Source organism: Mycobacterium sp. NGS29 (assembly GCF_059812965.1).
Genome location: NZ_JCALDR010000004.1, coordinates 1 through 18,187, shown reverse-complemented (window position 1 = coordinate 18,187; position 18,187 = coordinate 1). Strand labels below are relative to the sequence as shown.

Annotated in this window: 19 protein-coding genes and 1 pseudogene; 7 read left to right on the top strand and 13 right to left on the bottom strand. The window is 65.3% G+C overall.

Annotated elements, in window-relative coordinates; translation table 11 throughout:
* Positions 1 to 4: 4 nt before the first annotated feature.
* The 6 genes from AC5Y5Z_RS06610 to ctaD all read right to left on the bottom strand — a co-directional run bounded on the left by AC5Y5Z_RS06610 (position 5) and on the right by ctaD (position 6,812).
* Positions 5 to 955, bottom strand: coding sequence for a respiratory chain complex I subunit 1 family protein (locus tag AC5Y5Z_RS06610; RefSeq protein WP_499924570.1), 951 nt, complete (start codon positions 953 to 955; stop codon positions 5 to 7).
* 14 nt (positions 956 to 969) lie between these two features.
* Positions 970 to 2,910 (bottom strand): proton-conducting transporter transmembrane domain-containing protein, encoded by a 1,941-nt coding sequence (locus AC5Y5Z_RS06605; protein ID WP_499924062.1) that lies wholly within the window; start codon positions 2,908 to 2,910, stop codon positions 970 to 972.
* On the bottom strand, positions 2,907 to 3,386 hold the full coding sequence (locus tag AC5Y5Z_RS06600; RefSeq protein ID WP_499924061.1) for an NADH-quinone oxidoreductase subunit B family protein: 480 nt from the start codon (positions 3,384 to 3,386) through the stop codon (positions 2,907 to 2,909). The genes AC5Y5Z_RS06605 and AC5Y5Z_RS06600 overlap by 4 nt, the downstream gene beginning before the upstream one ends.
* On the bottom strand, positions 3,383 to 3,706 hold the full coding sequence (locus tag AC5Y5Z_RS06595) for an ArsR/SmtB family transcription factor (protein WP_499924060.1): 324 nt from the start codon (positions 3,704 to 3,706) through the stop codon (positions 3,383 to 3,385). The genes AC5Y5Z_RS06600 and AC5Y5Z_RS06595 overlap by 4 nt, the downstream gene beginning before the upstream one ends.
* A gap of 94 nt (positions 3,707 to 3,800) precedes the next feature.
* Complete coding sequence (gene serB, locus AC5Y5Z_RS06590; protein ID WP_463827152.1) at positions 3,801 to 5,036, bottom strand: phosphoserine phosphatase SerB; 1,236 nt, start codon at positions 5,034 to 5,036, stop codon at positions 3,801 to 3,803.
* A 15-nt stretch (positions 5,037 to 5,051) separates the two neighbouring features.
* On the bottom strand, positions 5,052 to 6,812 hold the full coding sequence (gene ctaD, locus AC5Y5Z_RS06585; protein WP_463827153.1) for an aa3-type cytochrome oxidase subunit I: 1,761 nt from the start codon (positions 6,810 to 6,812) through the stop codon (positions 5,052 to 5,054).
* 197 nt (positions 6,813 to 7,009) lie between these two features.
* Here ctaD and AC5Y5Z_RS06580 point away from each other — a divergent pair, with 197 nt between their 5' ends.
* The gene (locus AC5Y5Z_RS06580) at positions 7,010 to 8,104 is read left to right on the top strand and encodes an iron-siderophore ABC transporter substrate-binding protein (protein WP_499924057.1); all 1,095 of its coding nucleotides are present in this window, start codon (positions 7,010 to 7,012) and stop codon (positions 8,102 to 8,104) included.
* A gap of 174 nt (positions 8,105 to 8,278) precedes the next feature.
* A complete protein-coding gene (locus tag AC5Y5Z_RS06575; protein ID WP_463827155.1) occupies positions 8,279 to 9,319 on the top strand; it encodes an NAD(P)-dependent alcohol dehydrogenase in 1,041 nt (346 codons plus the stop codon).
* Here AC5Y5Z_RS06575 and AC5Y5Z_RS06570 read toward each other — a convergent pair.
* Positions 9,308 to 9,700 carry a DUF3349 domain-containing protein gene (locus AC5Y5Z_RS06570; protein WP_463827195.1) on the bottom strand — a complete coding sequence of 131 codons (393 nt, stop codon included), beginning with the start codon at positions 9,698 to 9,700 and terminating at the stop codon, positions 9,308 to 9,310. The two genes, AC5Y5Z_RS06575 and AC5Y5Z_RS06570, sit on opposite strands and share 12 nt — an antisense overlap.
* Positions 9,701 to 9,852: 152 nt before the next feature.
* On the opposite strand from AC5Y5Z_RS06570, the gene AC5Y5Z_RS06565 reads away from it, so the two are divergent.
* On the top strand, positions 9,853 to 10,080 hold the full coding sequence (locus AC5Y5Z_RS06565) for a hypothetical protein (protein WP_463827156.1): 228 nt from the start codon (positions 9,853 to 9,855) through the stop codon (positions 10,078 to 10,080).
* Between the two features lie 28 nt (positions 10,081 to 10,108).
* Positions 10,109 to 10,870, top strand: coding sequence for a DUF1684 domain-containing protein (locus AC5Y5Z_RS06560; RefSeq protein ID WP_499924052.1), 762 nt, complete (start codon positions 10,109 to 10,111; stop codon positions 10,868 to 10,870).
* A gap of 6 nt (positions 10,871 to 10,876) precedes the next feature.
* Here AC5Y5Z_RS06560 and AC5Y5Z_RS06555 read toward each other — a convergent pair.
* A pseudogene (locus AC5Y5Z_RS06555) lies at positions 10,877 to 10,969 on the bottom strand (hypothetical protein); the annotation flags it as partial.
* Positions 10,970 to 11,737: 768 nt separating this feature from the next.
* Between AC5Y5Z_RS06555 and AC5Y5Z_RS06550 the strand changes: the two are divergent.
* Genes AC5Y5Z_RS06550 through AC5Y5Z_RS06540 form a run of 3 tightly spaced genes read left to right on the top strand, consistent with a single transcriptional unit; the run spans position 11,738 to position 14,295 of the window.
* Complete coding sequence (locus AC5Y5Z_RS06550) at positions 11,738 to 12,067, top strand: hypothetical protein (protein WP_473138993.1); 330 nt, start codon at positions 11,738 to 11,740, stop codon at positions 12,065 to 12,067.
* Between the two features lie 16 nt (positions 12,068 to 12,083).
* Entirely contained in the window at positions 12,084 to 13,901 is a 1,818-nt protein-coding gene (locus AC5Y5Z_RS06545; RefSeq protein WP_499924050.1) for a glycohydrolase toxin TNT-related protein, read from the top strand.
* Positions 13,902 to 13,959: 58 nt separating this feature from the next.
* Positions 13,960 to 14,295 carry an Imm63 family immunity protein gene (locus tag AC5Y5Z_RS06540; RefSeq protein WP_463827807.1) on the top strand — a complete coding sequence of 112 codons (336 nt, stop codon included), beginning with the start codon at positions 13,960 to 13,962 and terminating at the stop codon, positions 14,293 to 14,295.
* Between the two features lie 398 nt (positions 14,296 to 14,693).
* Here AC5Y5Z_RS06540 and AC5Y5Z_RS06535 read toward each other — a convergent pair whose 3' ends face one another.
* From AC5Y5Z_RS06535 to AC5Y5Z_RS06515, 5 genes are all read right to left on the bottom strand, one after another.
* On the bottom strand, positions 14,694 to 14,936 hold the full coding sequence (locus AC5Y5Z_RS06535) for a hypothetical protein (RefSeq protein ID WP_463827775.1): 243 nt from the start codon (positions 14,934 to 14,936) through the stop codon (positions 14,694 to 14,696).
* Positions 14,933 to 15,139: a helix-turn-helix transcriptional regulator gene (locus AC5Y5Z_RS06530; protein ID WP_499924048.1), complete on the bottom strand. Its 207-nt coding sequence runs from the start codon at positions 15,137 to 15,139 to the stop codon at positions 14,933 to 14,935. Before AC5Y5Z_RS06530 ends, AC5Y5Z_RS06535 begins: the two co-directional genes overlap by 4 nt.
* A gap of 251 nt (positions 15,140 to 15,390) precedes the next feature.
* A complete protein-coding gene (locus tag AC5Y5Z_RS06525) occupies positions 15,391 to 16,500 on the bottom strand; it encodes a site-specific integrase (protein WP_499924045.1) in 1,110 nt (369 codons plus the stop codon).
* Positions 16,501 to 16,627: 127 nt separating this feature from the next.
* Positions 16,628 to 17,602: a class 1b ribonucleoside-diphosphate reductase subunit beta gene (gene nrdF, locus AC5Y5Z_RS06520; protein WP_463827773.1), complete on the bottom strand. Its 975-nt coding sequence runs from the start codon at positions 17,600 to 17,602 to the stop codon at positions 16,628 to 16,630.
* 112 nt (positions 17,603 to 17,714) lie between these two features.
* The coding region (locus AC5Y5Z_RS06515; RefSeq protein ID WP_499924040.1) for an alpha/beta fold hydrolase at positions 17,715 to 18,187 on the bottom strand (473 nt) is incomplete at its 5' end.

Below are 18,187 nucleotides of genomic sequence, written 5' to 3'. Positions count from 1 at the left end.
GTCATCACCCCTGCGCCGCAAAGAAGTTCGCCGAACAGACGGCCAACAGCGCCAACAGGAAGGAACCGGCCAGCAATTCAGGAACCCGGAACAGTCGCAGCTTTGCGATGAACACCTCCGCGCCGGCCAGCACCACCGCGGCGACGGCGACCTTCACGCTGATCGCCACGATGCCGATCCCGACTCCGAGCAGCGTCGGGTCTTCTCCGGCGATCCCCCACGGGATGAACAGATTCGCCAGCAGCGCTAGCAGCACGGTGAGCCGCATGCCGCCGGCCCACTCCACGAGAGCGAGCCTGGGCCCGGCGTATTCGAGCACCATAGCCTCGTGCACCATGGTGAGCTCCAGGTGGGTGGCCGGATTATCCACGGGCAGGCGTCCGGTCTCGGCGATGACGACGATCACCAGCGCGACGAACGCCAGGACGCCCGTCAACGACACCACCGTCCCGGGATTGCCCAGGGTGAAGCCGACGATCGCACCCAGATTGGCTGAATGAGCGGGGACGGATAACGCGAAAATGGCCAACAGGATCGTCGGCTCCACCAGCGCCGCGATAGTGAGCTCGCGGCTGGCGCCCATCCCACCGAAGGCGGTGCCGGTGTCGATTCCGGCCAGCGCCAGGGCGACGGTGCCCAGGAACAGCAACCCGACGACCGCGAACAGATCGGCGGCCGGGTCCAGCGGCGAACCCATCGCCACCAGCGGAACGATCGCAGCGATCAGCACGGTGGTGGCCGCCAACACCACTGGCGCGCAGGCGAAGACCCAGGTAGTGCCCTCGGGCGTGATCTGCTGTTTGCGCAACAGCTTGCGCAGGTCGCGCCAGGGCTGCAGAACGCCTGCGCCGCAACGACCTTCCGATCGCGCCCGGACCTGGCGCATCAATCCGAGCACCAGCGGCGCTCCGGCCAGCACGGCACCGATCTGTGCTGCACCGGCCGCCACGGACAGCGCGGTCACGGCGGTCAACGCGCCACCACCAGGATGACCAGCACGCCCAACGCGCCGTAGCCCAGGTAGCGGTGGACACTGCCGTTGTGGGCGCGCCGCACCGCCTCGGCGCACGCCGTGACGGCGGCCAACACCGGCGCGTACAGCCGGTCCTCGATGGCGTCGGAGATTCTGGCGCGGTAGGCGATGCGTTCGACGTGATAGCGGGTCTCTTCCAGGTGGGTCACTTCGATGCCCGTGTCGGGCCGCAGCACATCCTCGAAGACCCGCTGCAGGGGTTGGGCGAAAGCTGTTGCGGTGTATTGCATCCGAGGGCTCAACTGATCGGATCCGCAGGCCCACAACGGTGACTGCCGGGACTCGGGGCGGTGCCGCGATCCCCAGCGGGCCAGGCCCAGCACGATCAGTACCGCCGCGGCCAACGCGGCGGCGAGCAGGGTGGGCGCGATCGAACTGCCGAAGCCGGGCAGTCGCAGCACCACGCCCAGGCCGGTGAGGTCGGCGCGCCGGAAGGACGGGATGGTGTCCAGCACCGACTGCAGAGTGCCGGTGAGTATGAACGGCACGACGGCGACGGCGACACAACCGATCGCTGCGACGGCCATGCCGGCCAGCAAGCTGACTGGCGACTCGCATGCCTGCTCGGCGCCCGCCGACCGCGCCCGCGCCAGGAAGCCGGTGCCGAACGCCTTCACCATCGCGGCCACCCCCAGGCCGGCGGTCAGCGCAACCACGCCGATGCCGAGCGGTGTCACCAGGCCCAGGAAGGTGTGTTCGGGACGGGCGTGGATCAGTGATTGCACCAGCAGCCACTCGCTGGCGAATCCCGCACCCAGCGGCAGACCGGACGCGCCCAGCGCAGCCAGTGCGAAAAGCATTGTGGTGTAGGGCATCTTGCGGGCCAGACCACCCAGTCGGTCCAGATCGCGCTGACCGGTCGCCACCAGGACCGACCCGGCGGCCATGAACCCGAGGCTTTTGAACGCGGCGTGCGCCACCAGGTGCAGCAACGCTGCCGTCATCGCGACAACGGCGGCAGCAGCTGCCCCGGACGCCGACAACAAGGTGGCCGCGCCCAATGCCAACACCACCAGACCCATGTTCTCGATCGTCGAATATCCAAGTAGGCGTTTGAGATCGGCGGCCACCGATGCCTGCAGCACCCCGTACAGCGCGGAGACGGCACCGACGGCGAGCAGCGTCGCACCCCACCACCGCGGCCCAGGACCAAGTATCTGCACGTCGATCCGGATGATCCCGTAGATACCGAGGTTGACCATGGCGGCGCTCATCAATGCCGACACCGGACTCGGCGCCTCCGGGTGCGCGCGGGGCAACCAGGCATGCACCGGCAGCAGGCCGGCCTTGGAACCGAAACCCGCCAGCGTCAACAGAAACACCGCAGTTCGTGCCGCATCCGGCACCCCGGACATGTCGGCGAACCGCTCCGTACCGGCTGCCGCGCCCAACACCATCAGTCCGAGCAGCACCGCGGCGAAACCGAGTTGTGTCAGCACCACGTAATACACTGCGGCGGAGCGGACTTCGGCGCGCTGGTGATCGGTGGCGAGCAGGATCAGCGACGTGAGTGCCATCAGCTCCCAGGTCAGCAAGAAGGTGCTCACCGATCCCGCGGCAGGCACCAGCAGCATCGTCGCGACGAACAGCGGCAGCGTCACCTGTACGACGCGACCGAGCCGCTCACGTCGCAGGTATCCGATGCTGTAGATGCCGACGCCGACAGCGACCGCGCCCGTCAGGGCCATGAAGTAGCCGCCCAACCGGCCGACGTCGAACTCCACGCCGCACAGCGGCAGCAGCCAGGGCACGCGCACCCGGGTCTGCCCGCCGGACAGCGCGGCCAGCCCCAGCACCACCCCGGTGGCACCGATTCCAGCCGTCGCCACACCACTGAGGGCCGCACCCGTCCCCGAGTGGGACAACGGTCGCGTCACCGCCCCGTCACCGACCGCAGAGCCGCGACCACCTGGTCCGGCGAAGGTGGGCAGCCGGGGATTTCGACGTCGACCGCGACCACCTCACCGACCGCACCGATCACCCCGTAGGCGTCGGCGAACACCCCCCGGTTGATGGCACAGTCGCCGCAGGCGATCACCACCCGCGGTTGCGTCGTGGCTGCCAAGGTATTGCGCAGCGGCTGGACCATGTTGCGCGTCACCACTCCGGTGACCAGGAGCGCGTCGGCGTGCCGCGGCGACGCCACCAACCGGGCGCCGAATCGCTCGGCGTCGTAGACCGGTCCGAACGCCCCGGCGATCTCCACCTCGCAGCCGTTGCAGGAACCGGCGTCGACGTGCCGGATCTGCAGCGATCCAGCCACTCCGGCGGGTGGCACCGCCGGTGTATCCGGCCGGGGGCCGGCGCATTCGGCGACCCGGCCCAGCCGAAATATCCTGCCCAGCCAGCTCATTCGCGCAAGTCCTCGAGCATGGCGACCTGGCCGCTGAGCAGCCCGGTCAGCACCCGTCTCGCGACGGCCATCAGCTCGGCGATCAGCGGCGAGGTGATCGAGTAGGTCACGCTGTTGCCCTCTTTGGCAGCGGTGACGACGCCCGCGCGGCGCAACACGGCAAGTTGCTGGGACAGGTTGGAGGCTTCCAGGCCGACCTCGGGCAGCAGTTCGGCCACGGTGTGGTCGCGCTCGGAGAGCAGCTCCAGGATCCGGACCCGGGCGGGGTGACCCAGTGTCTTGAAGAACTCTGCCTTCAGCGTGTACAGCGGCTGCGACACCAGACCTCGCTCGGAGTTTAACGATTTAACAATTGAAGAATTTATCATCTGTTAAGCAGGCTGGCACCCCAGCCGGGTATGACTCCGCACACACCTAGTCGGCGGGAATCTCCACGCGACGCAGCACGCCGTCGACGGCGTCGGCCGCTTCGATCTCCCCGCGGGTGACACCCAGCAGAAACAGCACGGTGTCCAGGTAGGGATGGCTCAACGACGCGTCGGCGACTTCGCGGAGCGCCGGCTTGGCGTTGAACGCGATCCCCATTCCCGCCGCCGCCAACATGTCGATGTCGTTCGCGCCGTCGCCCACGGCGACCGTCTGCTCCATCGGCACGCCGTATTGCTGGGCGAATTCACGCAGCGCTTCGGCTTTGCCCGGCCGGTCCACGATCGTCCCCACCACTCGGCCGGTGAGCCTGCCGTCGACGATCTCCAGCTCATTGGCTGCGACGTAGTCCAGTTTCAGTTCGGCGGCCAGCGGTTCGATGATGCGCCGGAAGCCACCCGAGACCACACCGCAACGAAAACCCAGCCGCTGCAACGTGCGGATGGTCGTGCGTGCACCGGGCATCAGCTCCAACTGGCCGGCGACTTCCTCGATCACCGAGGCCGGCAGGCCCGCCAGGGTGGCTACCCGCTGCTCCAACGACTCAGCGAAATCCAGTTCGCCGCGCATCGCCGCCTCGGTGATCGCCGCGACCTTGCCCAGCGCACCCGCTCGGGCCGCCAGCATCTCGATCACCTCACCCTGGACCAGGGTGGAGTCGACGTCGAAGACGATGAGCCGCTTGGTGCGCCACGCCAGGCCGTAGTCCTCCACGGCCACGTCCACCCGCTCGTCGGCAGCCACCTCGGTCAGGGCCGTCTGCAGCGGGGCGAAGGCGCCGGGCGGCACCGATACCCGCAATTCCAGGCCGGTCACCGGATAGTCGGAGACGCCCCGAATGAAGTCGATGTTGACGCCCAGGGTGGCCGCCTCCCGGGCCACCGCACCGAAAGCTCCGGCGGTGATGGGGCGGCCCAGCACGAAGATGGTGTGGGTGGAGGGTTTGCTGATGATCGGTACGTCGTTGCTGCGTTCGACCGTGACGTCCAGTCCCACCCCGTGGATGGCGGCCTCGACGTCCTCGCGCAGTGCGGCGCCGTCGGCGACATCCTGCGCGCACGAGACCAGCACACCCAGCGTCAGCCGCCGCCGGATCACCACCTGTTCGACGTTGAGCAGTTCGACGCCGTGCTTGGACAGCACCTCGAAAAGAGCGGACGTCACACCGGGCTGGTCGACGCCGGTGACGGTGATCAGCACCGACACCTTGGGTGTGGAGATCACCCGGGACTGCCGCCGTTACTGCTCAGGGGTCGCACGGTCCGGTTCAGTCCGCGGACCGAATCCCTTGGGCGACTCACCGGCAGTCGCGTGACGCCCGATGTGGGCCTCCTTGCGCATCCGCTCCACCATGTGTGGGTAGTGCAACTCGAACGCCGGACGCTCCGAACGGATGCGGGGCAGTTCGGTGAAGTTGTGCCGCGGCGGTGGGCAACTGGTCGCCCACTCCAGCGAGTTGCCGTAGCCCCACGGATCGTCGACGGTGACCACCTCGCCGTAACGCCAGCTCTTGAAGACGTTCCAGACGAACGGGAACATCGACGCCCCGAGGATGAATGCCCCGATGGTCGAGACGACGTTGTACGGCTGGAACCCGTCCGTGGCCAGGTAGTCGGCGTAGCGACGCGGCATGCCCATGTCGCCGACCCAGTGCTGTACCAGGAACGTGGTGTGGAAGCCGATGAACGTCAGCCAGAAGTGCACCTTGCCCAGCCGCTCGTCCAGCAGCCGCCCAGTCATCTTCGGGAACCAGAAGTAGATGCCCGCGTAGGTGGCGAACACGATGGTGCCGAACAGCACGTAGTGGAAGTGGGCGACGACGAAGTAGCTGTCGGTCACGTGGAAGTCCAGCGGCGGGCTGGCCAGCAGTACCCCGCTGAGCCCGCCCAGCAGGAACGTCACCATGAAGCCGACCGAGAACAGCATCGGCGTCTCGAAGGTCAACTGACCCTTCCACATCGTGCCGATCCAGTTGAAGAACTTGATCCCGGTGGGGACGGCGATCAGGAACGTCATGAAGGAGAAGAACGGCAGCAGCACCGCGCCGGTGGCGAACATGTGGTGCGCCCACACCGCAACCGACAGCGCTGCGATGGACAGGGTCGCGTAGACCAGCGTGGTGTAACCGAAGATCGGCTTGCGGGAGAACACCGGGAAGACTTCGGACACGATGCCGAAGAACGGCAGCGCGATGATGTACACCTCGGGGTGGCCGAAGAACCAGAACAGGTGCTGCCACAACAGCACGCCGCCGTTGGCCGGGTCGTAGATGTGGGCACCGAGGTGCCGGTCGGCGGCCAAGCCGAACAACGCGGCGGTCAGCAGCGGGAAGGCGATCAGCACCAGGATCGACGTAACCAAGATGTTCCACGTGAAGATCGGCATCCGGAACATCGTCATACCCGGTGCGCGCATGCAGACCACGGTGGTGATCATGTTGACCGCGCCGAGGATGGTGCCCAGACCGGCGACGGCCAGGCCCATGATCCACAGGTCGCCGCCCACGCCGGGCGAGTGGATCGCGTCGGTCAGCGGGGTGTAGGCGGTCCAGCCGAAGTCGGCGGCGCCGCCGGGAGTGATGAAGCCCGCCGTCGCGATCAGCGCGCCGAACAGGAACAACCAGAACGAGAAGGCGTTCAGCCGGGGGAACGCCACGTCGGGGGCACCGATCTGCAGCGGCAGCACCAGGTTGGCGAAGCCGAACACGATCGGGGTGGCATAGAACAGCAGCATGATCGTGCCGTGCATGGTGAAAAGCTGGTTGAACTGCTCATTCGACAGGAACTGCAGGCCCGGCGCGGCCAACTCCGTGCGCATCAGCAGCGCCAGCAGCCCGCCGATCAGGAAGAACGCGAAGCACGTGACGCAGTACATGATGCCGATCAGCTTGTGATCGGTGGTGGTGATCAATTTGTAGACGAGGTTCCCCTTGGGACCCATCCGGGCCGGGTAGGGACGGACGGCCTCGAGTTCTGCCCGCGGGGGCGCTTCGGCTGTCAACAGCTCCTCCAAACATCCATCCGGACAGGGGCCCACAATCCGTACCGGGCCGCGATCCCCGGTACTTACGTGAATCTTAGCCCGCGATCAGGTTGGCGGAAGGTCTGGTCCTACAAACTGTCGTAATTGGTCCGCCGGCGCTCGGTCCACCACCCGGCTCGGCTGCTCTGAGCAGGCCGGATGTTAACGTCGAACATATGCAACCCGGCGGCTCGCGACCCTGCCTGGCCGTCGTGATCCTGGCCGCTGTCGTGCTGACCTGCGGCGGCTGCGGCGCTGATGATCCCTCTGCCGCGACCTCGCGATCCCTGGTCAACCCCACCACCCAGATCGCCGGCGCCGGTGTGCTCGGCAACGACCGCAAGCCCGACGAGTCGTGCGCGCGGGACGCGGCCGCACCCGATCCCGGACCCCCGATCCGCGCGGCGCGCAACGCCGCGGGCAGCACCCCGGATGAGGCCAAGGTGCCGGCGGACCCGCAGCGCATCGTGGTGCTCTCCGGTGATCAGCTCGACGCGTTGTGCGCGCTGGGCCTGCAATCACGGGTGGTCGGCGCCGCGATGCCCGACGGGGTTCCGAACCAACCCGCCTACCTGGGCAAAGTGCTGCACGACGTGCCGGGGGTCGGACCCCGCAGTGCGCCCGACTTGAAGGCGATCGCCGCAGCGCACCCGGACCTGATCCTGGGCTCCGTCGCGCTGACGCCGGCGTTGTATCCGCAGTTGGCGGCGATCGCCCCGACGGTGTTCACCGGCGCACCCGGGGCGGCCTGGCTGGACAACCTGCGCGGGGTCGGCGCCGCGACTGCCCGCAGCGGCGCGGTGAACGCCTTGGTCGACGGCTTCACCCAGCGCGCCACCGACGTCGGCGTCAAGCACGACTCGGCCCACTATCAGGTGTCGGTGGTCCAACTGACCGCCACTACGCTGCGGGTCTACGGCGCCAGCAACTTCCCGGCCAGCGTGCTCGCCGCGGTCAAGGTGGACCGGCCCGGACCGCAGCGATTCACCGACAAGCCCTACCTGGAGTTCGGCGCCACCGACGCCGACCTGGCCAAAGATCCGGACCTGTCGGCCGCCGACGGTGACATCATCTATGTGTCGTTCGCGTCGCAGGAGGCCACCGACCGCGCCGCCAGCGTGCTGGACAGCGGTCCGTGGCGCAAGCTGGGCGCCAACCGCGACAACCGGGTCTTCGTCGTCAACGACGAGGTCTGGCAGACGGGCCAGGGCCTGATCGCCGCTCGGGGAATCGTGAGTGATCTGCGCTGGGTCAACGCCCCGATCAACTAATCGTCTCTGCGTTGACGCTGCGCCCACGGCGCAGAAATGCGCGAAGCGTGTGACCTCACCGCAGAGCCAATGCGGGCCGATCGCGGTCTTCGCCCACCCAGCCCAGTTGGCCAAAAACCCTTACCTTAGCTAAGCTTTTCGGGAGAGACTCAGATCTGAAGAGGGATACCGCACATGAGCACTGTTTCCGCCTACGCCGCCACGTCGGCCACAGAACCACTGACCAAGACCACCATCGAACGCCGTGACCCGGGCCCGCATGACGTCGCGATCGACATCAAGTTCGCCGGCATCTGCCACTCCGACATCCACACCGTCAAGGCCGAATGGGGCGAACCCAACTACCCGGTGGTTCCTGGACACGAGATCGCCGGCGTGGTGACCGCCGTCGGCGACGAGGTGACCAAGCACAAGGTGGGCGACCATGTCGGCGTCGGCTGCATGGTCAACTCCTGCGGGCAGTGCAGCAGCTGTCAGGCCGGGCTCGAGCAGTACTGCAAGAAGGGCGCGACCTTCACCTACAACTCCATCGACAAGGACGGCACACCCACGCAGGGCGGTTACAGCCAGGCGGTGGTGGTCGACGAGAACTTCGTGGTCCGCATTCCCGACTCGCTCCCCCTGGACGCCGCGGCGCCGCTGTTGTGCGCGGGTGTCACGTTGTTCTCGCCGCTGCGGCACTGGAAGGCCGGCAAGGACACGCGTCTTGCCATCATCGGCCTGGGCGGCCTGGGCCACATGGGCGTCAAGCTGGGTGCGGCGATGGGCGCCGAGGTGACCGTGCTGTCGCAGTCACTGAAGAAGATGGAAGACGGATTGCGGCTGGGTGCGAGCAACTACCACGCCACCTCCGATCCGGCGACCTTCAAGAAGTTGCGCAGCAGCTTCGACCTGATCCTGAACACTGTCTCGGCGAACCTCAACCTGGGCCAGTACCTGAACCTGCTCGACGTGGACGGCACCATGGTGGAACTCGGCATCCCCGAGCACCCCATGGAGGTGCCGGCGTTCGGGCTGGCGTTGGCGCGGCGCAGCCTGTCCGGGTCCAACATCGGCGGTATCGCCGAGACCCAGGAGATGCTCGATTTCTGCGCCGAGCACAACGTCACGCCCGAAATCGAGGTCATCGCACCGGATTACGTCAACGAAGCCTACGAGCGGGTGCTGGCCAGCGACGTGCGCTACCGCTTCGTGATCGACATCTCACGCATGTGAGGCAGCCGCCTCGGCGGCTTCCCCGTATTCGTCACTGGCGTCGACCTCGCTGACGTCGACGCCGGCCAGCGGCCAACCGGCCGCAGCCAACCGGGCGGCCACTCGGGCGATGTTCTCAGGGCCGGCGTCGCGGTGGGTGGTCTCGGTGATGGATTCGGCGATCTCGGTGCGGTCGATCACGCCGTCGGCCAGGTACGGCGATCCGTCTGCGGTGATGTGGGCAACCACCTCGTTGAGTTGCTCCTCGGTCAGCGGGGTGCTGCGCAGCAGCGCGAACAGCGCGACGCGATCCGTCGCGGGAACCCCTTCGGGATAGCTGAGCTGCAACCACCGCAGCACAGCATTGAGGAAGCTGACCGGAGAGAACGTGGGTTTCGCCAGATTGTTCACGCCCACAGTCTCACGACGGCCCGCCGCCGGCGCCACCGGCGAGGGCACGCCCCAGCGACATTTCACGCGGCGTTCACGACCTGCACACCTGCGTTTCGCAGTCGCGGGCGCCCAGGAGTGCGGGCCGGAGCAAGATAGCGGACGTGAGTTGGACACGACGCGAAGGAAGGGCGCCGGCCGGCGCATCGCTGGCCGGTGAAGCGCTGCACGCGGCACTGGAAGACGCTGTGCGCGCACAGCATCCCCAGCTGACCGACGTCCGGTTGGAGCGAGCAACCGCGGCCGACGAGGATCCCACCTCGGGCAGCCGGTGGTACGTGGTCACCTACCTGGCCGACGACGGCCTGGGCAGCAGCACCCGCGGGGAATGAACCGGGCAGACACCGGGTTCGAGGAAATATGACGGCGACACCTGACACCGAGACCTTCGCGGCGGCCTGGCAGCGCTGGCACGACGAGCGGGAACGCTACTTCGCCGACCCGCTGGGCTGGGTGAGCCTCACCGGGTTGTATTGGCTCACCGGGGAATTCCAGGATGTCGCAGATCTCCCGGGTCGCTGGCGGGCCGACGCGGACGCGGTGTACGTGCAGGGCATCGACGGCGCCGATCGGCTCGAGCCTGTCGAGGGCGCACCGGGATTGCTCGTCGACGCCGGGGATCGGCGCATCGAAGTCATTCGCCGGACCGGTTCGGCCGCGTTGCGGGTGCACGACCCGAAGTCGCCGCACCTGGAGGCCTACGCCGGCATCCCCAGCTATGCGCCGGACGAAAGATGGTCAGTGCCAGGCACATTCACCCCGTACGAGCAACCTCGCACCGTGACGACCGGCGCCGTCGTCGAAGGACTCGAACACCGTCTCAATGCGGTGGGCGTCATCGACTTCGAACTCGGCGGCGTCGCTCAGCAACTCGTCGCGTTCGGCGCGGCCTCAGGAGCGCTGCAGGTGCTGTTCACCGATGCCACCAGCGGCGTGACCACATACCCGGGCGCCCGGTCGCTGTCGATCGCCGAACCGGCACCCGACGGCAAGGTGACACTCGACTTCAACCGGGCGGCGAACCTGCCCTGCTCCTTCACCGACTATGCGACGTGCCCGGTGGCACCGCCGCAGAACAGGCTCTCGGTGGCAGTCGAGGCGGGCGAGCAGAACCCGCGCTGAGCTACCTCAGAAGTCCCAGTCCTCGTCTTCGGTGACCACGGCCTTGCCGATCACGTAGCTCGACCCCGAGCCGGAGAAGAAGTGGTGGTTCTCGTCAGACACCTGGCCAGAGCGGCGCAACGGACTCTCACCTGCAAAAATACCCACCTCCTGACACCTGCCGATACCTGTAACTATCGGCAAAGTGTGGGCAAAATGTGGGCACGGATCGTCGGCCAGGAAGATCCACTCCGTCTTCCATGGGACAGTCACCGGATCCGAAGCTCAGTAAATATCTCCCTGGATACAGCAGACTCCAAAGCTACGGTTCTGAGACGAGATTTCCGTCTTGGCCAGATCCGGTCGAGGGGCGTTGGACGACTCTCGGGGTTGCCGAGCTGAGTGATCAGTAGGTGTGCGCCCGTTTGCCTGGCGCACCTGACGCAACGTCGACTCGACACGGCGCACCGCCAGCGCACGGGCCTCCTCGATCACCCTGGCCTCGGCTTGGCGGCGCGCCGAATACGTCATCCCTGCTCGTCCAATGGCCCGCAGATCTTCGTTGGCCGAGTGGGCGATCCGGTGCAGGTCGGCTTTGAGATAGCTTGCGAGGGATTCGGTTTCGATACGCGGTGCGATAACGCGACAGGCCACAGGCCTCCGACCACCCAGGGCGCGCAATCGGGCGGAGCGTTGAACGGGGGTACCGTCAGGCTCTCCTGGGTGGCCCGGCGGAGGCGCTGGCGCGCCGTTACCCGACTGAGGATCCCCACTTGCCAAGCGTAACGGCATCTGCCCGCAGCGCCCGACTCAACATTCTCGCCGTAATGTGCCCCGCTCCTCGGTAAGCTTCACCGGCTAAGGGGAAGTGTTCGTGAGGGGACCGGTGTGACAGATCAGGTGCTGCAAGCGGATTTGGATGCTTTGGGTCGATTGCACCCAGAACTGACGGTATTGGCCGCGCAAGTGGCCCAGGGAGTACCGCATGAGATCCCTACCGGGGGGACAGTGGATGCCGGGGCGGTGCCGTCGCTGGCAGCCGCCCAGGAGATGTCAACCCGCACCCTGCCGGTCGTCCAAGTGATGGTGGCGGCTCGGGTCAGCAAGCTCGCCGACATGATCGAACTGGCCCGCCAAGGCTTCATCACTAGCGACGAACAGCTCCTGACGGCGGTCAACACGCTTCCCACTCTGCAGCGCCCCTCACCCCGTCCCTAAGCAGCTCTGTTCGTCAATGCCGACCAAGTCGCAGATCCTGCACACCGATCCACACCGGGTTCTCGATTTGATCGACGGCTGGAAGTCCACCGCTGCCGCCCTGGAACAGCACGCCGAAGACTACCTCCGCCGTGTTCAGCGCCCCGGAGGTTCATCCTGGGAGGGGCGGACTGCCGAAGCGGCCCAGGCCCGTGCCAGCCAGGACCTTCAAGCGGTGGTCGGTGTCCGCGAAGCCGTAGACGCCGCAGCCCAGCGGATCAGCAACACGGTCAGCTCCAAGCTGATGCCGCCCCTGACCAATGCCAAGCACATCATCGAGAACGCTGAGTCCCACGCGGGCGTGCACGTCAACGAAGACTTATCGATCAGCTACACCCCACCGGAAGGCACCAGCAAGGATTCCGCCGACGCCAACGCCAAGACCGTCGCCGCCGCCGAGGCCGAACTCAAGGCCGAAGCCACTAAATGGTGGGCCGCCGAGAACGAGGTCGCCACCCAGATCCGGGACGCAGAATCCAGCATCGGCAACAACCTCAACTTCGGGGCCGCCCTGTTCGATCCCCACCGGGCGATGCCGCCGACTCGTCCTCCTGGACCACCGCCCGGCGCGCAACAGGCTGTCTATCCGCCGATCCCGACCGAGCCGCAAACAGGTGAACCCACCGGGCTCGCAGACCTGCTCGGGGCCGGAGGTGCAGAACCGGGAAACGGTCCACCAGGGTTGCGCGACATGTTAATGCCGTCTCCAGCGCCCGGACCCAATGGCAAAGAAGATAGGCGGCATCCGCCAGGCAGCCTCCGCGAAGCGTATAGCCAGCTGTTGCAACCCGGTGCGGCACGCCCTACCCTGCCGCAGCCATCACCGCAGGAACTTGAGGCCGCCAAGAGCATCATCCGCGAGGCACTCCGCCAAGAGGGCGTGCCACCAGAGCAAATCGAACAGCGACTCAACGCGGTTGTTGCCCAAGCGCAGGCCTGGGGGTACGGCCACCACAACCTCACTCCTCAACCGCAATCACGCGGGCCAGCGCCACCAGGCCCTGGCTTCGCCGAAGCATTCGGAGACCGCTGGCGTGCCAACGAAAGGATGATCCACAACCTGCTCGGGGTGGGCGGGCCCGGAGACCCGGGCGTCCTCCAGTCCTGGGCCGGGCTTGCGAAAGGTCTAGCTCAACAATTCAGCGATCCCCTCGGTATGCCCGCGGCAGCAATCAGAAACGAGGTCACCGGGTTCCTCGACTCACCGAGTCCTGCCTATTACGCAGGAGGCCACGCAGCCGACGCGGCAATGACCGCACCGACCCTTCTCTTCGGTGGCGAAGGAGCAATGGTGCGGGCCGGACTTCCCGCCGAAATCGTCACCGAAGGCGGGGCACCTCTAGCTGTCCTGCGCGGCTGGGATCCTGTAGGCGGACTGTCATGGCACGACTTTGAGACTCAGTTCGGCATTCCGGGAGCACGTCCCTGGCCGCCGAATGATGGGTTCCCCCCTGGCTACGTCCCGCAACCCGCCCATTTACCCGAAGGAACGATTATTGACCGCTTCGGCTCCCCATTTGGTCAGTACCTTGCACCCGATGGCACTCCTTTCGCAGATCGTGCGCTGATGCCAGAATCGGTGGGAGGCAACTACAACCGCTACATGGTGACCTCTGAGCCTTTGCCTCCGGGATGGAGAATTGTGGAAGGGCCGGTAGCACCGTGGTTCGGCCAGACGCCGTCGCCGAGCGCCCGGCAATACATGATCTTGGCTCCTGACGGGGTAAGACCGACTGTTGATGAATTAGTGAGGTTAGGCATTCTGGACAACTACGGACCGCCCCTTGGACGCTAAATCAGACGATCTGCAGTACGAGATCAACCGGTTATCAGAAATATTAGGCGTGCGCCCGATGCCAGTAGGTTTGAGGACAAATGATGATCTGAACATCTTCGTGGCTGATGACGGTTCCTATCACTTTACTTACTACGAGCGCGGCAAACTCGGCTTCGACCGTGCAGGCAGCCTCGACGATCTTCTGTATTGGTATTGCCAAAGCGTTGTCAGCACTCAAGCCGCCAAACGGGTCGGAGATCGAGCGGAGCGTTTCAGGTACGAGTACCAAGTGCTCAGCGAATTAAGTGTCGATTGGGCAAAGAGAAACGTCCGCGAGACGGCTGACATGTTTCGCAGGTACGGAAAAGTTCAGGATATTGCCTTACTACCCGACATCGGCGAGACCCTATAGCGGTTCAATTAACTAGCTACAGCTATATGGTGAGGCGGCGGGTTCCTCGGCCTGTCTGAAAAGCGGGCCTCTGCGCCTCGTCCAGCCGGTAGCCGCCGAGCACCAGGACCACGGCAACGACCACCGAGATGGAGCAGGAGCCTCGAACCTCTGCCCGTAGTCCTCGTCCGGGAGCCCAGGAAGCGACCCGATCATCTCGTCGACATCGTCGCCTGGCTCTTCCTCGCCGTCAGCGCCCGTTCCGGCGTCATCGTCGCCGCAGGTCGTGGCCGAGTCCGCTTCCTCCTCCCCGCCCTCGATAGGCTGGACCGCCTCCTTGTCGCTCGTGCGATCGCCACTCGCAAGAAGGTAATTTTCGATGCGACCCACGTCAGCCAATTCGATGCGGCTAGGTGTACTCATCGCACACCGTCCAAGGCATTGATGCCGACGTCGATTTGGCTGCGCAGCCGCTTCAATCGTGCAACGTGATTCGTGCGCGTGAGCGCAGAGTCCTGGTAGGCAGCGGCGAGTTGCTGCGTACTAGTAGCAAGGCGCTCGGCCAGCCGCCGTGCACGGTCTTCAAGCCCCGTCAAATCACCGCTGACGGCCTCGCGCAGCTGACGAGCCTGTCGGGCTGCGGGGCTGGCGTGGGCGGTCATGCCGACACTTCCTGCGCTGCGACCCATGCGTCGACGTCGCTCCACCGGTAGCGGACAGAGCGTCCGAGCCGGACAAACTTCGGCCCTTTACCCTCAAAACGCAATCGGATCAATTGATTGCTTTTAGTGCCGAGAAACTCAGCCACTTGGGCAGTTTTGACCAACGGTTCGCGCTCGCGACTGCCTGTGCGATTGGTGGTCATATAACGTCCTCTCAATTCGCAAACCGCAAATTTTCTGCGGTTGTTGAGAGACACGCTACGACACGATTCAGACCCCTGAGTCAGGCCGAAACATGTTGTGCTACAGGGTGACTATAGCTTTTGGTCGCTCGGACGTAGTCGCGCTGAGGTATGGCGAGTTATGACCTGCGTATTTACGTGCTCCCAACGATTGAGAAAACGTCTTAAGATAGCAATTTTCCTTATTGAACTTGCCAAACCGCTATAGGTAATTAGGTGCTCGCTTGATGCTTCGTTACCGTTTCTGTCCGGGCTTTGTCCAAGGCAACAGCGACCCCTTCCAAGTCATCGTCGAACAGGTCGGCGTATAAGTCCAGCGTCATGGCGGCGCTGGCGTGACCAAGCATCCGCTGCACCGCCTTCACGTTGGCGCCAGCTGAGACCGCCAGCGAGGCGGCAGTGTGCCGCAAGTCGTGCGGCGTCACCCGAGGCACCTTAGACGCGGTGACCGCCTTGGCGAGCCACCCAGACACGGGGTGCGGGCGGCGCACATGATCGCCATCGCCGAACAAGAGGTCTCCCCTGCCCTTCTCCTCGCACTGGCGCGCTAGCAGCGGCACCAGGAACTCCAGCAGCGGGATTGAACGCTGCTTGTGCGACTTGGGCGTACCGACATGGATGCTGTTGCCCGACTGCACGGCGTTCTCATGGATTACGGCACGCTTGCGCAACAGATCCAGGTCCGCCACCCGCAGGCCGATGGCTTCACCCCAGCGCATCCCGGTGTATGCCAGCAGCAACACCAGAGTCCTGTACTCCCCCGCTGCGTCGGCCAGGTCGTTAACGTGCCGATGGGTCAGGTACACCGGCCTCTTGCGCGAGGTCTTGGGAAGCTTCAGACCGGCTGCCGGATTCTTAGGGATCAGGTTGTCGGTCACGGCGTCGGCGAGGATTTGGGACAGCACGTAGTGGGCGCGCTTAATCGCAGCGGGACCGAGGGCCTTGGTGCTCTCGGTGGCCTGGCCCAGCTCAGTCATCCATCCCTGAACGGCGGTCGGCTTGATGTCGCCGAGCGCCACCTGGCCCCAGCGTGGTTTGACCCGCATGCGCCAACTCGTCTCCATGACGGCGTAACCGGACGGCTTGAGGTAACCCTTCTGCCGGTCGAGCCAGGCCTGCCCGAGGTCGTCGAGCGTCCTGCGGGCATCAGCAGGGTTAACGTACTCGCCCTTGAACTTGGCCACCTCGACGGTGTTGGCGAACCGCTGGGCATCGCGCTTGGTTCTGAACCCGCGCTTATCAGTCTGCCGATTGTCCGGCGTGCGGTACCTAACGCGGTAGCGCTTACCCTGCTTGGTCTCGTAAGCCTGCACGACCGCCATGCCCACAACGGTAATTCGAATGTGGGCAAAATGTGGGCAAGAGTACCGCTACGCCGGGAAAGGCGCGGGCGCATTGAGTTAGCTGACGATGCACACACCGCAATTGTTAAAGCTCTGAACTGTGCCGTTAGAAGTTCCAGTCCTCGTCCTCCGTGACAACGGCCTTGCCGATCACGTAGCTCGACCCGGACCCGGAGAAGAAGTCGTGGTTCTCGTCGGCGTTGGGTGACAACGCGGACAGGATCGCCGGGTTGACGTCGGTCTCGTCGCGCGGGAACAGCGCCTCGTAGCCCAGGTTCATCAGCGCCTTATTTGCGTTGTAGCGCAGGAACTTCTTGACGTCCTCGGTCAGGCCTACCTCGTCGTAGAGGTCCTGGGTGTACTCCACTTCGTTGTCGTACAGCTCGAAGAGCAACTCGTAGGTGTAGTCCTTGAGTTCCTGCTGCGTGGCCGCATCCTCCAACGCCAGACCGCGCTGGTACTTGTAGCCGATGTAGTAGCCGTGTACAGCCTCGTCGCGGATGATCAGCCGGATCATGTCGGCGGTGTTGGTCAGCTTGGCCCGGCTCGACCAGTACATCGGCAGGTAGAAACCGGAGTAGAACAGGAAGCTCTCCAGCAACGTCGAGGCCACCTTGCGCTTGAGCGGCTGGTCACCGCGGTAGTACTCGAGCACGATCTCGGCTTTGCGCTGCAGGTTGGGGTTTTCCTCCGACCAGCGGAACGCGTCGTCGATCTCGGCGGTCGAGCACAGCGTGGAGAAGATCTGGCTGTAGCTCTTGGCGTGCACCGACTCCATGAACGCGATGTTGGTGTACACCGCTTCCTCGTGCGGGGTCAGCGCATCCGGAATCAGGCTGACCGCACCCACGGTGCCCTGAATGGTGTCCAGCATGGTCAAACCCGTGAACACCCGCATGGTGAGCTGCTTCTCGTTGGCGGTCAGCGTGCCCCAGGACGGGATATCGTTGGACACCGGGACCTTCTCCGGCAGCCAGAAATTACCGGTCAACCGGTCCCACACTTCGGCGTCTTTGTCGTCTTGCAGGCGGTTCCAGTTGATCGCCGAGACGCGGTCGATCAGCTTTGCATTTCCAGTCACGCCGAACTCCACTTCACCGAAACGAATAGGGCTGTGTTGCTTAGGCCACAGACACTACCCCTGGGGTCCAACAAGCCGTGGCAACACAAGAACTTGTGTTGAGGGCGTGTCGCTACGTCGGCTGCAGAATCAACTGAACTGCGCGTTCGGGCTGGTCCCAGTGTGGAAAATGCCCACAATCCTCGAACCAGTGCAGCGTCGCATCCGGGAAGGCCCGCTGGGCCCGCTCGGCCTGGCGCGGCGAGGTCACCCGGTCGTTGCGTCCCCAGCCGATCACCACCCGGCCGTTGACCGAGCCACCCGCTTGCTTGGGACCGTGCACCAACGTGCTCAGCGCCTCGTCCAGCCGCGTCGCGCGAGCAAAGCTGCGCAGTTCCTGCAGGACCAGTGCGGGCGGCAGTCGCCACGGCTTGGCCGAGAACTGCACCAGCAGCGCCGTGCGCCCGACCCTGCTGCGCGTCAGAGCGGGCAGCAGCGGTTGGATCCGGCGCACCAGCGCGATGGACGCACCCACCGTCGCGCCGAACACCCTCACCTCGGTATCGGTCCAGAACCCACCGGGATCCAGCGCCACCATCGTTCCGG